This is a genomic window from Burkholderia sola, from assembly GCF_905400185.1.
Lineage (GTDB): Bacteria > Pseudomonadota > Gammaproteobacteria > Burkholderiales > Burkholderiaceae > Burkholderia > Burkholderia sola.
Genome location: NZ_FR989675.1, coordinates 3,528,633 through 3,543,878 on the forward strand (window position 1 = coordinate 3,528,633; position 15,246 = coordinate 3,543,878).

Consider the following 15,246-nt stretch of genomic DNA (forward strand, 5'->3'; position numbering starts at 1 on the left):
GTGCGGAATCGGCAAACAGGCGCGGCAAACAGGCGCGAGCAATCGGGTGCGAGCAATCGGGTGCGGCAAACGGGTGCGGCAAACGGCGGGATCGCAACCGCCAGTTGGCCCGGCGATCCCAAACCGCGCATTGTAGCGTGCGGCCATGCTGCCCCTTTGGCCCCTTTACGGCGCGCACAAATGAAACACCCCGCAGCGCGAAGCATGCGGGGTGGCGAAGCGACCCCGCGCGGCAACGGCCGCGCGGGTCGCCAAGCGTCACTCGAAGCGGCCGGTGCGCGCCATCTCCATCAGGCGCGCGATGCGCTCCTCGGTGGCCGGGTGCGTCGAGAACAGGTTCTGCAGACCGCCGCCGTGCAGCGGATTCATGATCATCATCTGCGCGGTGGCCGGATGCGCTTCGGCCGCCTGGAACGGGATGCCCGCCGCATAGCGATGGATCTTGTCGAGCGCGGTGGCGAGCGACTGCGGATCGCCGGAAATCTGCGCGCCGCCGCGGTCGGCCTCGAACTCGCGGGCCCGCGAAATCGCCATCTGGATGAGCGCGCCGGCGATCGGCGCGAGCAACGCGACCGCGATACCGGCGATCGGGTTGGCCGGCCGGCCGTTCTCGTCGCGCCCGCCAAAGAACATCGCGAAGTTCGCGAGCGCCGAGATCGCGCCCGCCATCGTCGCGGTGATCGTCGAGATCAGGATGTCGCGGTGCTTCACGTGCGCGAGCTCGTGCGCCATCACGCCGCGCATCTCGCGCTCCGACAGCACGCGCAGGATGCCCGTCGTCGCGGCGACCGCCGCGTGCTCCGGGTTGCGGCCCGTCGCGAACGCGTTCGGCGCATCCTCGTTGATCAGGTAGACGCGCGGCATCGGCAGGTTCGCGCGCGTGGCCAGCTCGCGCACCATCCGGTAGAACTGCGGTGCCGTGTTCTCGTCGACTTCCTGCGCGTTGTACATGCGCAGCACCATCTTGTCCGAGAACCAGTACGAGAAGAAATTCATGCCGAGCGCGAACAGCAGCGCGATCGTCATGCCGCGCGAGCCGCCGATCATCCCGCCGATCACGATGAACAGGGCCGTGATCGCGGCCATCAGCATCGCCGTTTTGACCCAATTGAACATACCCACTCCTTATCCGTCAGGGGACCCGCCGCGCATCACAGCGCACGGCGGAAAATTGTAAGCGATTTGTTAGATAAGGTCTTGCCGGAAAAATTCAATCTCAGCGTTGCGAAGCGGCGAGACGAAGGCCGAGCCCGACGAAAGCGCTGCCGACCGTGCGGTCGAGCCACTTCCTGACGCCCGGCTTGCCGGAAAAGCGCTGCGTGACGCTGCCCGCCACCCACGCGACCACGCTCGTCCAGACCGTGCTCATCGCGACAAACACCGCGCCGAGGGTCAGGAACGCCCAGGCCTTGTGCGGGCTGTCGGCCGATACGAACTGCGGAAAGAACGACACGAAGAACAGCACGACCTTCGGATTCAGCACGTTGGTCCAGAAACCCTGCATGAACAGCTGGCGCAGCGGCTTGGCGGCCGCGGCCTGCGCGGCTTCGGCGCCCGACGGCGCGGCGGCCTGCTTCGCGATGATCATCCGCACGCCGAGATAAATCAGGTACGCGGCGCCGACCAGCTTGATCACCGTGAACGCGGTTGCCGACGCGGCCAGCAGCGCGGTCAGGCCGAACGCGCAGGCGAGCGCATGGACGCAGCAGCCGGCCGAAATGCCGAACGCCGACATCAGCCCCGCGCCGCGCCCCTGCGCGACGCTGCGGCCGACGATGTAGGCCGTATCGGGACCGGGCGTGATGTTCAGCAGGAAAACCGCGAACACGAAGAAGCCGAAATGGGTGATGCCGAACATGAAAACCTCGAAACTGGAGAGCGCAGGGAAATTCTACGCGCGCCTGCCGCCCCGCGCGACTCGGCCGTCCGGCCAGTTGCGCCGGGCCGGCGGACCGGGTCGAATGACGCTCGGGCCGTGTCAGTCCACGTCGGGCAGCGCGAACCGCTGGCCGGCGGCGAGCGGCGAACCGGCGAGGAATTCTCGCGCGGGCAGCCGCTTGCCGCCCGGTTTCTGCAACTGGGTCACGCGCAGCGCGCCGCTACCGCATGCGACCACCACGCCTTCCGGCGCGGCTTCGACGATCGTGCCGGGCGCCGCGTCGGCAATCGTGGCCGGCGCCGCCACGGGCTCGGCCGCCCACAGCTTGATGGCCGCGCCGTCGAGCGTCGCGACGCCGCCCGGGAACGGATCGAACGCACGCACCTGACGCGCGAGCACGTCGGCCGGCTTGCGCCAGTCGAGCGCCGCTTCGTGCTTGCCGATCTTTTCCGCGTAGGTCACGCCGTCGGCCGGCTGCGGCGTCGCCGGCAGCGTGCCGTCGCGCTCGAGCCGCACGAGCGCGTCGACGATCAGCCGCGCGCCGTCGGCGGCGAGCCGGTCGTGCAGCGTCGCGGTCGTATCGTCGGGCGCGATCGCGAGGCGCGCCTCCTCGATCATCGCGCCGGTGTCGAGGCCAACGTCCATCTGCATCAGCGTAACGCCCGTCTCGGCGTCGCCGGCCTCGATCGCACGATGGATCGGCGCGGCGCCGCGCCAGCGCGGCAGCAGCGACGCGTGGATGTTGATGCAGCCGGCGCGCGGGATGTCGAGCACTTCCTGCGGCAGCAGCAGGCCGTACGCGGCCACCACCATCACGTCGTGCGGCGTCGTGCGCAGCAGCTCGATCGCGTCGGCCGCCTCCGCCGGGTACTTGCCCGCGCGGCGCAGCGACGGCGGCTGCGCGACGGTCATCCCGTGCTCGACGGCGTAGCGCTTCACCGCGCTCGCCTGGAGTTTCATCCCGCGCCCGGCCGGGCGATCGGGCTGGGTGAGCACGAGCGGCACCGGGAAACCGGCCTCGTGGATCGCGGCAAGAGCGGCCGCGGCGAATTCCGGCGTACCGGCAAAAATCACGCGCAACGTATGGGTCATGACAGCGTTCGGGGTCGGGCTGGGCGCACGCGCATCACATCGCGCGTTCGAGTTTCTTCATCTTCGTCTTGATACGCGTCTGCTTGAGCGGCGACAGGTATTCGACGAACACGCGGCCCATCAGGTGATCCATCTCGTGCTGGACGCACACCGCGAGCAACCCTTCGCAGTCGAGCTCGAACGTCTCGCCCTGCTCGTTGAGCGCGCGCACGCGCACGTGGTCGGGACGTTCGACTTCGTCGTAGATGCCGGGCACCGACAAACAGCCTTCCTCGTAGGTCTGCTTCGCGTCGCTCGACCACACGATTTCCGGGTTGATGAACGCGCGCAGCTCGTTCTTCTCCTCGGAGACGTCGATCACGATCACGCGCTCGTGCACGTCGACCTGGGTGGCTGCCAGGCCGATGCCGGGCGCCGCGTACATGGTCTCGGCCATGTCGGCGACGAGCTTGCGGATCCGGTCGTCGACCTTGTCGACGGGCTTCGCGACCTTGTGCAGCCGCTTGTCGGGGTAATGAAGAATATTGAGCAAAGCCATGGTGTTCGGTATTCGGTGGAGCGGCGCGCCGCATCGGCCATCCGGCCGGCTGGCGCCGCCGCCGGGATGCAATGAAGATGAGGCGGATGCGTGGCATATCAATGCCGCGGATCGCGCCTCCTGCAATCGGCCGGGCGCCTGCGCGCACGGCCCTGTCGAGTATTTCGGATGATGAAAATTTTATCATGGCGCCACGCGCTCCGCTGGACGCCGCATTCGAGGGCCGCCTCATGTCCCCGCAAGCGCTGACGCCCGCCGCGCTGCGCGCCTGGCTGCAGCTCGCGCATGCGCCCGGCCTCTCGGCCGCCGTGCTACAGGCGCTGCTCGCGGCATTCGGCTCGCCGGCGGCGTTGCTGCGCGCGTCCGACGAAGCCATCGCCGCCGTGAGCAGCCCCGCCGCCGCGCAGGCCGTGCGCGCAAGCGAGCGCGACGATCTCGACACGCGCACCCGCGCCGTGCTCGCGTGGCTCGACGGGCCGGGCAACGGGCTCGTCACGCTGAGCGACCCGGCCTACCCGCCGCGGCTGCGCGACCTGCACGATCCGCCGCCGCTGCTATATGTAAAGGGGCGGCTCGACCTGCTGCACGCACACGGCCTCGCCATCGTCGGCAGCCGCCATGCGACGCCGCAAGGGCTCGCCGACGCCGCGCACTTCGCCCACGCGTTGTCCGACGCGGGCCTCACGATCGTCTCGGGCCTCGCGCTCGGGATCGACGGCGCCGCGCATCGTGGCGGGCTCGACGGCCGGTCGGGCACCGTCGCGGTGATCGCGACGGGCGCCGATCTCGTCTATCCGGCGCGGCACCGTGCGCTCGCCCACGAAATCGCCGCGCACGGCGCGATCGTGTCGGAATGGCCGCTCGGCACGCCGGCCCGCGCCGCGCATTTCCCGCAGCGCAACCGGCTGATCGCCGCGCTGGCGATCGGCGCGCTCGTCGTCGAGGCCGCCCCGCGCTCGGGCTCGCTGATCACCGCGCGGCTCGCGAACGAACTGGGGCGCGATGTGTTCGCGATGCCCGGTTCGATCCACGCCCCGCTCGCGCAGGGCTGCCACGCGCTGATCCGCGACGGCGCAAAGCTCACCGCGGCGCCGCTCGACGTGCTCGAGGAATACGGGCTGGGCGAGCCGGCCGCGCGCGCAACGGGCGGCGCGACGCGGGCCGGCAACCGGGGCGAGAACGCCGGTGCGATTCGCGAACCCGAAGCTGCCGGCGTCGCGCCAACGGATCGCGCCGTCGCGGGCGCGCCGCCGCCCCCTCGCATCGAAGCCCGGCCACCGGGCAACCCGTCGGAACAGGCAGTGCTCGCCGCGCTGGGATACGGGCCCGTGACGTATGAATGGCTCGCCGAGCACAGCGGCCTGTCCGACGACGTGCTGCATGGCGCGCTGCTCGCGCTGGAGCTGGCCGGCCGCGTCGCCAGTGTCCCCGGCGGACGCTTCGCGCAGCTTGATGCGGCGCCCACCCCGTCCGCGCGGGGCGTGCTACATTCCCCGGCATAGGGGCGGCCCGGCCGCCGACGCTACCCAAGGAATGCCATGCCCGCGCTGAATCTCGACACCGACGCAGATCGGATCGCCGAGCGCCTCGCCGATCCCGGCACGTTGCTGGTCGCGTGCCTGTGCGCCGACTGGTGCGGCACGTGCCGCGACTACCGGACCGCCTTCGACCAGCTCGCCGACGCGCATCCGGACGCCTGCTTCGCGTGGATCGACATCGAAACCCATGCCGACCGGCTCGACGATCTCGACGTCGAGAACTTCCCGACCATCCTGATCGAGGATGCGCACACCGCACGCTTCTTCGGCACGGTGCTGCCGCACGCGGCGATCGTCGAGCGCATGCTGTCCGACCTGAGCGCGGTGCCTGGTGCGCCGCACGCACCGAAATTGCGCGACGTCCTGAACGTCGAAGCCTGAATTCGCGGGCCGGCGCGGCGGTTTGGCGCGGGTTTGCGCGCGCCGCCGCGCCCGGCGCTTGCCGCCGTTGCGGCCCCCCTCTATGATGAGCCGCTTTTTACACGCTGAGCCGCCGTCGCTGCGGCGTGTGCTATAAAGCGGTCGTAAAAGGGACCTACACCGGCGAACCCGGTCTACCAACACACACCTGTCATGTCCAAAGCACTGATCATTGCGGAAAAGCCTTCTGTCGCGAACGACATCGCACGCGCTTTGGGCGGCTTTACCAAGCATGACGAGTATTACGAGAGCGACGATTTCGTTCTTTCGTCCGCTGTCGGCCACCTGCTGGAAATCGCCGCCCCGGAGGAGTACGAGGTCAAGCGCGGGAAATGGAGCTTCGCGCATCTACCCGTCATCCCCCCGCATTTCGACCTGAACCCGATCGCAAAAAGCGAGTCGCGCCTGAAGGTCCTCACGAAGCTGATGAAGCGCAAGGACGTCGACCGCCTGATCAATGCATGTGACGCGGGGCGCGAAGGCGAGCTGATTTTCCGCCTGATCGCGCAGCACGCGAAGGCGAAGCAGCCGGTCCAGCGGCTCTGGCTGCAATCGATGACGCCGCAGGCGATCCGCGACGGTTTCGCGAACCTGCGCAGCGACTCGGACATGCAGCCGCTCGCCGACGCCGCACGCTGCCGCTCGGAAGCCGACTGGCTCGTCGGGATCAACGGCACCCGCGCGATGACCGCGTTCAACAGCAAGGGCGGCGGCTTCTTCCTGACCACCGTCGGCCGCGTTCAGACGCCAACGTTGTCGATCGTCGTCGAACGCGAAGAGAAAATCCGCCGCTTCGTCCCGCGCGACTACTGGGAAGTGAAGGCCGAATTCGCGTGCGCGGGCGGCTTCTACGAAGGCAAGTGGTACGACCCCAAATTCAAGCGCGACGAATTCGATCCGGAAAAGCGCGACTCCCGCCTGTGGAGCCTGCCGGCCGCCGAAACGATCGTCGCCGCCTGCCGCGACCAGGTCGGCACGGTGTCCGAGGAATCGAAGCCGTCGACGCAACTGTCGCCGCTGCTGTTCGACCTGACGAGCCTGCAGCGCGAGGCGAACGGGCGCTTCGGCTTCTCCGCGAAGAACACGCTCGGCCTCGCGCAGGCGCTGTATGAAAAGCACAAGGTGCTGACCTACCCGCGTACCGACGCGCGCGCGCTGCCGGAAGACTACCTGTCGACGGTCCAGTCCACGCTCGAGATGCTCAAGGAAAGCAACAACTACCTGCCGCATGCGAAGCAGGTGCTCGACAAGGGCTGGGTGAAGCCGAACAAGCGGATCTTCGACAACTCGAAGATCAGCGACCACTTTGCCATCATCCCGACGCTGCAGGCGCCGAAGTCGCTGTCCGAACCGGAGCAGAAGCTGTACGACCTGGTCGTGAAGCGCTTCCTCGCGGTGTTCTTCCCGGCGGCCGAATTCCGCGTGACGACGCGGATCACCGAAGTCGCCGGCCATCACTTCAAGACCGAGGGCAAGGTGCTGGTCGAGCCGGGCTGGCTGCAGGTGTACGGCCGCGACGCCGAAGGCGCGGACGCGAACCTCGTGCCGGTGCAGAAGGACGAGAAGGTGAAAACGGACGAAATCGCCGCCGTCGCACTCGTGACGAAGCCGCCCGCACGCTACTCGGAAGCGACGCTGCTGTCCGCGATGGAAGGCGCGGGCAAGCTGGTCGAGGACGACGAGCTGCGCGAGGCGATGGCCGCCAAGGGCCTCGGCACGCCGGCGACGCGCGCGGCGATCATCGAAGGCCTGCTCGGCGAGAAGTACCTGCTGCGCGAAGGCCGCGAACTGATCCCGACCGCGAAGGCGTTCCAGCTAATGACGCTGCTGCGCGGCCTCGGCGTGAAGGAACTCACCGCGCCCGAGCTCACCGGCGAATGGGAATACAAGCTGTCGCAGATGGAGCGCGGCAATCTCGGCCGCGACGCGTTCATGCAGGAAATCGCCCGCATGACGCAGCAGATCGTCAAGCGCGCGAAGGAATACGATTCCGACACGATTCCCGGCGACTACGCGACCCTTCAGACGCCGTGCCCGAACTGCGGCGGCCAGGTGAAGGAGAACTACCGCCGCTTCGCGTGCACGAAGTGCGACTTCTCGATCTCGAAGATCCCGGGCAGCCGGCAATTCGAGATCCCGGAAGTCGAAGAACTGCTGCAGAAGAAGGAAATCGGGCCGCTGTCCGGGTTCCGCAGCAAGATGGGCCGCCCGTTCTCGGCGATCCTCAAGCTGTCCTTCGACGACGAGACGAAGAACTACAAGCTCGAGTTCGATTTCGGCCAGGACCAGGGCGGCGAGGAAGGCGAAGCGCCCGACTTCTCCGCGCAGGAACCGGTCGGCGCGTGCCCGAAGTGCAAGGGCCGCGTGTTCGAGCACGGGATGAGCTACGTGTGCGAGCACTCGGTCGCGAACCCGAAGACCTGCGACTTCCGCTCCGGCAAGGTGATCCTGCAGCAGGAAATCACGCGCGAGCAGATGGGCAAGCTGCTGGCCGACGGCCGTACGGATCTGCTGCCGGGCTTCAAGTCGTCGCGTACCGGCCGCAACTTCAAGGCGTTCCTCGTGAAGCAGCCGGACGGCAAGATCGGCTTCGAGTTCGAGAAGAAGGAACCGAAGGCGGCCGCCGCGAAGAAGACGGCCAAATCGGCGACGAAGGATGCCGAAACCGTGACCGAAGGCGCCGAAGAGAAACCGGCGCCGGCACGCAAGACCGCCGCCCGCAAGACGACGGCGCGCAAGACGGGTTCGTGACGGCCCGGCCGCCGGGCGCCGCATCGAGCGTGCCCGGCGCCGGCACGCAGCCATGAAAAAACGCGGATCGATCGATCCGCGTTTTTTATTTGCGCCGACCGTAACGCTACCGGGCGCCGCCCCGTTACAGCGGCGACGGCATCGCCACGCGCGTGCGCGGCGAGCGCGCCACACGCGGCTGCAGGTTCGGACCGGTCGATTCGGGGAGCGGCTCGGCACGCATCTCGACACCGATCGGCGGCGCGCTCTGCGCGGCCCATTGTTCGCCCATCGTCGCGTCGGTCGAGTGGCTGAAATGCTCGACGAGGTGATCGATGAACGTCCGCACCTTCGCCGGCAGATGGCGCCGGCTCGGGTACGCGATGTTGATCTCGACCTGCGGCAGCCGGAAATCCGGCAGCAGCCGCACGAGCGCGCCGCGCGCGATGTCGCTGCCGATCAGGTAGCTCGGCAGGATCGCGACGCCCATCCCGAGCAACGCGAACTGGCGCAGCATCGCGGTGTTGTTCGCGACGATCACGTTGGTCGGGCGCACGCGCACTTCGCCGTCCGGCCCCGTGAACACGCGCTCGTCGCCCCAGTATTCGGTCGGCAGGCTCAGGGCCGGGTGCTCGGCGAGCTGCTCCGGATGAATCGGCACGCCGTGCTTCTCCAGATAGCTGGGCGTCGCGCACACGGTCATGCAGCCGGTGGTCAGACGCCGGGTGACGATGCTCGCGCTACGCATCTGGCGCGTGACGACGATGCCGACGTCGAAGCCTTCCTCGACCAGATCGACCTGTCGGTCGACCAGCGTGAGATCCGGCACCACTTTCGGGAAATTCTCCGTGTACGACTGCAGCACGGGCGCGAGGTTGTGCAGGCCGAACACGACCGGCGCGACGATGCGCAGCGTGCCGACCGGCTCGTGATTGCGTGCGACGACCATCTGCTCGACGTCCTCGAGCTCGTCGAGGATCTGGCGGGCACGCTCCAGATAAACCTGACCCGACTCCGTCAGGGAGAGGCTGCGCGTGGTGCGGTTAAGCAAACGCGTGCCGAGCCGGCCTTCCAGATCGGCGACGTGGCGCGTCGCGACCGCGTTGGAGATATCCATTGCGCTCGCGGCCCGCGCGAAACTGCCGAGATCTGCAACCTTGACGAACACGCGCATCGACTGCAAATGATCCATAAACGACTCCTGCCGCTGTTACAACTTCAAAAAGATGAAGCAAATGCGTAATTCTCCTACGACAGCGGAAATGATGCAGAGTTGCTCAACAAGGCGCCGGTTGACGATAAAAATAGTCAAAAATCCTCGCCTTCTGCGGATACTTGATCCAATTATTCTGCTTGAAGCAACAATTGGGTGAACCTCGGCGAGTAAACGGCCGAATCAGAAAGGACGTGTTTGATGCGACACAACAGCGCACCCGTTTGCACGGGCCGGGAGCGGCGCCGGGGGCGGCAGGGCCGATTGCGGCGGAGCGTAACAACCTGTTAAAAAGACACCACCAAGGCGGCCGACGTTGCATCATGTCGGCCCCGGCCGGGCGAGACGGCCGCGCAAGCTGCGCCGCCGCCCTTGCCGCTTTCAACGCGCGACACCCCGTTCACCATGAAAATTGCCATCCTCGACGACTACCAGGACGCCGTCCGCAAGCTGAACTGCTTCGAGATGCTCGCCGGCCACGACGTAAAGGTCTTCAACAATACGGTGCGCGGCCTCGGACAGCTCGCCAGCCGTCTGGCCGAAGTCGAGGCGCTCGTGCTGATTCGTGAACGGACCCCGATTACGTCCCAGCTACTGGCCAAGCTGCCGAACCTGCGCATGATCAGCCAGACCGGCCGCGTGTCGAGCCACATCGATCTCGACGCGTGTACCGATCGCGGCGTCGCGGTGCTCGAAGGCACCGGTTCGCCGGTCGCGCCGGCCGAGCTGACCTGGGCGCTCGTGATGGCCGCCCAGCGCCGCATCCCGCAATACGTCGCGAACCTGAAGCAGGGCGCCTGGCAGCAGTCGGGCTTGAAGACGTCGGCGATGCCGCCGAACTTCGGCCTCGGTCAGGTGCTGCGCGGCCAGACGCTCGGCATCTGGGGCTACGGCAAAATCGGCCGGCTCGTCGCCGGCTACGGCAAGGCGTTCGGGATGAACGTGCTGATCTGGGGCCGCGAGCATTCGCTCGAAGCCGCGCGCGCCGACGGCTACACGGCCGCCGACAGCCGCGAGGCGCTGTTCGAACAGAGCGACGTGCTGTCGCTGCACCTGCGCCTGCACGACGACACGCGCGGGATCGTGAAGCAGGAAGACCTGATGCGGATGAAGCCGACGTCGCTGCTCGTCAACACGAGCCGCGCCGAGCTGCTCGAGGAAAACGCGCTCGTCAACGCGCTGTCGCACAACCGTCCGGGGATGGTCGCGATCGACGTGTTCGAAAGCGAGCCGATCCTGCAGGGCTACAGCCTGCTGCGGATGGAAAACGTGATCTGCACGCCGCACATCGGCTACGTCGAACGCGAAAGCTACGAGCTGTATTTCAGTGCCGCATTCCGCAACATTCTCGCGTTCGACGACGGCGACATGTCGAGCGTCGCCAACCCGGAAGCGCTGACGCCGATCCGCAAGCGCTGATCGCACGGGCTGCGCGCGTCGCGCGGCCCCTTTTGCCCTTTACTCCCTTCCCGATCGTTCGTCAGGCGGCCACGCGGCCGCCCGTCATCGCGCCGACGCGCGTGAGAAAGTGCTCGCCGTCGCGCCGCCCGAGATCGTACGCATGCCGCATCTGCGACGGGCTCGTGTAATCCCAGCTCGAAATCGGCACCTTGCTCGACGGCTGCACATACAGCCGCCGCTGGTCGCCATGCGCGACCGTGAACATCTGCGGACGTGGATACAGCCGCGTGACGAGCACCAGCACGTCGCCCGGCGACGGGTCGAGCGCATCGACCGGCACGTTGTCGACCATCCCGCCGTCGAGCACCGGCCGGCCGCCGCGCCGCAGTACCGGCGTGAACGGCGGCGTGCAGGACGACTGCAGGATCAGGTCAGCGAGTTCGTCGACGTGCATGCAGGCCTGCGCGCGCACGAATTCGGGCCGAAAGCCGAGCGTGCGCCCGAGCGTCGGGTGCAGCGTCTTGCGCACGTACTTTTCGATGTTGTATGCGACGAGGCCGGCGGCCACCGCGCTGCGCGCGCCGAGCCAGCGCGGCACGTGCGACACGCCGATGCGGATCTCCGGCGCAGCGGCGAGCTTCGCGAACGGCTCGCCGTAGATGTCGAGCAGCGCCTGACGGTAGATCCGGTAATGCGGAAACACGGGCTCGCGCCCGAACAGGTTGCCCCAGTACGCATTCTTCCGGTTGTGGCGCAGCGCCTCTTCGTAATAGCGCATCACCCACGCGGCGTCGCGCGTATACAGCATGCATGCGGTCGCCGCGCCGGCCGAGATGCCGGTGATCACACGCGGGCGCAGGCCGAGGGCCGGCTGCGCGACGTCCCAGAAGCCGGCTTGCCACCAGCAACGATTGCCGCCGCCCGCGAAGACGATCTGGTCGAACATCGCGCCGCTCAGCTGATGAGCGCGTAGGTCGACGTCGCGTGAACGGCCATCGTGCCGTCCTCGTCGAACAGTTCGACTTCGCCGAACACGAGGTTGCGGCCCATCCGCAGCACGCGCGCGGTGACGAGCACGTCGCCCTTGCGCACCGGACGCATGAAATTCGTGTTCAGTGACACCGTCGTCATCGGCCGGAATTCGCCCAGCGCGGCCGAGATCGCGACCACCATCGCGGTGTCGGCGGCCGCCGTGAACACCTGGCCGCAGATCACGCCGCCCGAATGACGGAACTCGCCGGAAAACGGCAGGCGCAGCGTGACGCTGTCGTCGCCGATCGACACGGGGACCAGACCCAGCGAGCGGACCCACGGGGCCAGCAGGCGATCCAGCAATTCGCGGACTGCGTTTTCGTCCATCTTCGAATGTCCAGAAAACGTTGCGCGACCGCCGCGCAACGCGTGTGGCGTCATCATACCGGGAGCGCGCAAACTGCGACCGCTCGTTACCGCGCCGACAGCCGCCGTTGTCTTGACGAAATATTTTCAGGAAATCTGCAGAAAGGGCTTGCCATGCCCTGAAAACCCCGGCATAATCTTTCTTCTGTTGGGGGCGTTAGCTCAGTTGGTAGAGCAGCGGACTCTTAATCCGTAGGTCGAGTGTTCGAGTCACTCACGCCCCACCAGGAATTCCAAAGGCCGGTCAGCGAAAGCTGACCGGCCTTTTTCCGTTTTGGCGCGCCGCACTCGCGGCGTGCGCCCTTCGCGGCGGTACGCGACCGCACGCCCGTCGCGCATCGTTTCCGCTAGAATCGTCCGACAAATATCACACGACCGGCGCCAGGCATCGTCGTTGGCCCGCCGGCACTGAGAGAGCATGGGACGTCAGACATGGAAGCATGTGAACGACGCGCGACCATTCAGAGGGCATGGTTGCGCCAATATCGGCCTGTCCGTCGCGATGGGCCGCTCACCCGGGCACACCCGAATCCGCGCGACGCACGAACCGGATCGCGTCATGCCGGGTAAGAACGCGCTGGTCGCGCTGATGATCGGGGTCGTCCTGTCCGTGCTGGCCGGCGCACTGGCCATCACCGCCAGCCGGGAACCCGGGCACCTGGTCCGCGCGCCGGGCACGGTCGTGCGCATCGTCCAGGACAGCGATGCGATGCGCGCGTACCGCCCGATCGTCGCGTACCTCGCGAACGACGGCCAGCGCCGCGAAGTCGCCGGCAATACCGCGTCGACGGTCCCCGCCTACGACATCGGCGAAAACGTCGACGTCCTGCTCGACCCCGACCACCCCGAGCGCCTCGCGCTGATCGACGATTTCACGCAACGCTGGTTTCCGGTGGCCGTGCCGGCGCTGCTCGCCGTCGCGGCGTTCGCGATCGGCGGCCTGCTGATTGCCGGCGAGCGTCGCCGCCGCCAATCGGACCCGGCGCCGCCCCGCGCCGCACGCAAGCCGACGCAGCGCCGCTGGGATGTCGCGATCGTGCTGATTCCGATCGCGATCGGCACAGGCTTCCTCGCCGGCGCCGGCGCGGCCGGCCTGCATCAGTGGCAGATCGTCCACCACTATGCGCGTTCGACCGGCCATGTGGTCGAGATCGCGAAAAACGGGCGGTCGTCGCGGTCGCGCACGGCGCCGTACGCGGCCGTCGTCGCGTTCACCACCGACAGCGGTCGGCTGATCACGTTCGCCCAGGGCTCGGCGTCGTCGCACCCGGGCCTGCACGAAGGCGACGCGGTCAACGTACTGTACGACCCCGTCACCCCCGAGCGCGCGCTCGTCGATCGCTTCTGGGATCGCTGGGGCCTCACTGCCATCCTGTTCGCGATCGGTGCGCCGTTCCTTGCAGCGGGGCTGTTCATCGCCGCGACGTTATGGCCCGACCACCATCGGCCGCACGAAACCGCTCAATGACGCACGCGCGGCGCGGCAACCGTCGCGACGCGCGCGTCACCGCTCCCTGAACGCCTCCACCTTCGCGCGATTCCCGCACGTGCGCATGTCGCACCAGCGCCGGCCGACGCCGCGGCCGCGATCGACGAAGAACCACGTACACCGGCCGCACTGCCGCACGCGCGCGAAATCGTCGCTGCGCATCAGATGCTCGAAACCGAGCGCGACCGCATCGATCCAGCGCGACGCGGTACGCGCGTCGAGCCGCCACGCGAAACGGCCGCCGACCGCGTCGAACGCACTGCGCCCGATCGCCTCGCGGATCGTCACCGCGAGCCGGTCCGCCGCACGCGCGCCCGCGCTGCCGCCGCCTTCGGTCGTCAGATGCGCGATCGCGACGTACGCGTCGTCGCGAAAGCGGTGCAGCGCCGCCAGCTCGTCGGGGCCGTCCTGCCGAGGATGACGCAGCAGCCGCGCCAGATCGTCCGGCGCCAGCAACCCCGCCTTCGCTGCCCACGCGCGCACGGCCGGCCAGTCGACGAGCTTCTCCTCGTCGCGCGTCTTGCCCGTGTCGGCCACCGTGTTCAGGAAGTCGAGCGCCGGATGGCCGCCGACGAAATCGGCCGCGCGCCATTCGTGCTCATGTCGCGCCGGGTCGGATCGAGTAACCATTTATTTTCACCTATGGGTTTCATATCCGGAGAATCCGGCGTAACCTTTTAACAACCGAAACAGGTTATCACGGAGAAGCCGATGCTCGAACTCCCGAACCGCTTCAATTTCGAAGGCCACCGGATTGCATGGGGCACGCTCGGCGAAGGCCCGCCGCTCGTCCTCGTGCACGGCACGCCGTTTTCGTCGCAGGTATGGCGCCGGATCGCGCCGTGGCTCGCGCGCCGCCATCGCGTGTATTTCTACGACCTGCTCGGTTACGGCCGGTCCGACATGCCGGACGCGGACGTATCGCTGGGCCGCCAGAACGCGCTGTTCGGCGCGCTGCTGAATGAGTGGAAACTGTCGCGGCCGCGCGTGCTCGCGCACGACTACGGCGGCGCTACCGTGCTGCGCGCGCACTTTCTCGACGGCATCGCCTATGCGGACCTCACGCTCGTGAATCCGGTCGCGATCGCGCCGCAAGGGTCGCCGTTCGTGCGCCACGTCGCGCAGCACGGAGCCGCGTTCACCGGCTTGCCCGCGTACGCGCATCACGCGCTCCTGTCGGCCTATATCGGCCAGGCGGTCGCGCGGCCGTTGCGCGACGACGTGCTGTCGATCTACCGCGAGCCATGGTTCACGCCGGCCGGCCAGGCCGCGTTCTATCGCCAGATCGCGCAGATGCGCCAGCGCTACATCGAGGAAGCGGAGGCCCGCTACGCGCCGCCGGACTTTCCGGTGCGGATCGTGTGGGGCGAGGACGACATGTGGATCCCGCTCGAGCAAGGGCAGGCGCTGGCCGATCGCATCGCGAACGGCAAGCTGATCCGGGTTCCACACGCGGGCCATCTGGTGCAGGAGGATGCGCCGGAGGCGATCGTCGCCGCCGTGCTCGACGGGTACGCGCCGGGCTGAGCATCACGGCATCGCGTACCG

At 67.7% G+C, this 15,246-nt stretch carries 14 protein-coding genes and 1 tRNA gene; 7 read left to right on the forward strand and 8 right to left on the reverse strand.

Going from position 1 to position 15,246, the window contains the following annotated elements; all coding sequences use genetic code 11:
• Nucleotides 1-258: 258 nt before the first annotated feature.
• From htpX to def, 4 genes are all read right to left on the reverse strand, one after another.
• Nucleotides 259-1,116, reverse strand: coding sequence for a zinc metalloprotease HtpX (gene htpX, locus KR541_RS16290; RefSeq protein ID WP_011546484.1), 858 nt, complete (start codon nucleotides 1,114-1,116; stop codon nucleotides 259-261).
• 100 nt (nucleotides 1,117-1,216) lie between these two features.
• Nucleotides 1,217-1,858 carry a LysE family translocator gene (locus KR541_RS16295; RefSeq protein WP_124556226.1) on the reverse strand — a complete coding sequence of 214 codons (642 nt, stop codon included), beginning with the start codon at nucleotides 1,856-1,858 and terminating at the stop codon, nucleotides 1,217-1,219.
• Nucleotides 1,859-1,978: 120 nt separating this feature from the next.
• On the reverse strand, nucleotides 1,979-2,971 hold the full coding sequence (fmt, locus tag KR541_RS16300; RefSeq protein ID WP_124631139.1) for a methionyl-tRNA formyltransferase: 993 nt from the start codon (nucleotides 2,969-2,971) through the stop codon (nucleotides 1,979-1,981).
• Between the two features lie 34 nt (nucleotides 2,972-3,005).
• Nucleotides 3,006-3,509, reverse strand: coding sequence for a peptide deformylase (gene def / locus KR541_RS16305; protein ID WP_006485794.1), 504 nt, complete (start codon nucleotides 3,507-3,509; stop codon nucleotides 3,006-3,008).
• Between the two features lie 185 nt (nucleotides 3,510-3,694).
• Between def and dprA the strand changes: the two genes are divergently transcribed.
• From dprA to KR541_RS16320, 3 genes are all read left to right on the forward strand, one after another.
• The gene (gene dprA, locus KR541_RS16310; protein ID WP_176016698.1) at nucleotides 3,695-5,011 is read left to right on the forward strand and encodes a DNA-processing protein DprA; all 1,317 of its coding nucleotides are present in this window, start codon (nucleotides 3,695-3,697) and stop codon (nucleotides 5,009-5,011) included.
• Between the two features lie 36 nt (nucleotides 5,012-5,047).
• The gene (locus KR541_RS16315) at nucleotides 5,048-5,428 is read left to right on the forward strand and encodes a thioredoxin family protein (protein WP_050011119.1); all 381 of its coding nucleotides are present in this window, start codon (nucleotides 5,048-5,050) and stop codon (nucleotides 5,426-5,428) included.
• Between the two features lie 192 nt (nucleotides 5,429-5,620).
• On the forward strand, nucleotides 5,621-8,218 hold the full coding sequence (locus KR541_RS16320; protein ID WP_050011118.1) for a DNA topoisomerase III: 2,598 nt from the start codon (nucleotides 5,621-5,623) through the stop codon (nucleotides 8,216-8,218).
• A gap of 124 nt (nucleotides 8,219-8,342) precedes the next feature.
• Here KR541_RS16320 and KR541_RS16325 read toward each other — a convergent pair whose 3' ends face one another.
• The gene (locus tag KR541_RS16325) at nucleotides 8,343-9,389 is read right to left on the reverse strand and encodes a LysR family transcriptional regulator (RefSeq protein WP_124631136.1); all 1,047 of its coding nucleotides are present in this window, start codon (nucleotides 9,387-9,389) and stop codon (nucleotides 8,343-8,345) included.
• A 426-nt stretch (nucleotides 9,390-9,815) separates the two neighbouring features.
• Here KR541_RS16325 and KR541_RS16330 point away from each other — a divergent pair, with 426 nt between their 5' ends.
• Nucleotides 9,816-10,829 carry a D-2-hydroxyacid dehydrogenase family protein gene (locus KR541_RS16330; RefSeq protein WP_050011116.1) on the forward strand — a complete coding sequence of 338 codons (1,014 nt, stop codon included), beginning with the start codon at nucleotides 9,816-9,818 and terminating at the stop codon, nucleotides 10,827-10,829.
• 61 nt (nucleotides 10,830-10,890) lie between these two features.
• Here the strand turns inward: KR541_RS16330 and KR541_RS16335 are convergent, their stop codons facing one another.
• Together KR541_RS16335 and KR541_RS16340 are read right to left on the reverse strand one after the other, a co-directional pair.
• Nucleotides 10,891-11,757, reverse strand: coding sequence for a patatin-like phospholipase family protein (locus KR541_RS16335; protein WP_124631135.1), 867 nt, complete (start codon nucleotides 11,755-11,757; stop codon nucleotides 10,891-10,893).
• A gap of 8 nt (nucleotides 11,758-11,765) precedes the next feature.
• The gene (locus KR541_RS16340; protein ID WP_050011114.1) at nucleotides 11,766-12,170 is read right to left on the reverse strand and encodes a PaaI family thioesterase; all 405 of its coding nucleotides are present in this window, start codon (nucleotides 12,168-12,170) and stop codon (nucleotides 11,766-11,768) included.
• Nucleotides 12,171-12,360: 190 nt separating this feature from the next.
• Here KR541_RS16340 and KR541_RS16345 point away from each other — a divergent pair.
• Both KR541_RS16345 and KR541_RS16350 read left to right on the forward strand, forming a co-directional pair.
• Nucleotides 12,361-12,436, forward strand: a tRNA-Lys gene (locus tag KR541_RS16345).
• 191 nt (nucleotides 12,437-12,627) lie between these two features.
• Nucleotides 12,628-13,677, forward strand: a complete 1,050-nt coding sequence (locus tag KR541_RS16350) for a DUF3592 domain-containing protein (protein ID WP_216089618.1) — start codon at nucleotides 12,628-12,630, stop codon at nucleotides 13,675-13,677.
• A 36-nt stretch (nucleotides 13,678-13,713) separates the two neighbouring features.
• Here KR541_RS16350 and KR541_RS16355 read toward each other — a convergent pair whose 3' ends face one another.
• Nucleotides 13,714-14,328, reverse strand: coding sequence for a CGNR zinc finger domain-containing protein (locus KR541_RS16355; protein WP_050011112.1), 615 nt, complete (start codon nucleotides 14,326-14,328; stop codon nucleotides 13,714-13,716).
• 81 nt (nucleotides 14,329-14,409) lie between these two features.
• Here KR541_RS16355 and KR541_RS16360 point away from each other — a divergent pair, with 81 nt between their 5' ends.
• Nucleotides 14,410-15,225, forward strand: coding sequence for an alpha/beta fold hydrolase (locus KR541_RS16360; RefSeq protein ID WP_089488916.1), 816 nt, complete (start codon nucleotides 14,410-14,412; stop codon nucleotides 15,223-15,225).
• Nucleotides 15,226-15,246: the final 21 nt, after the last annotated feature.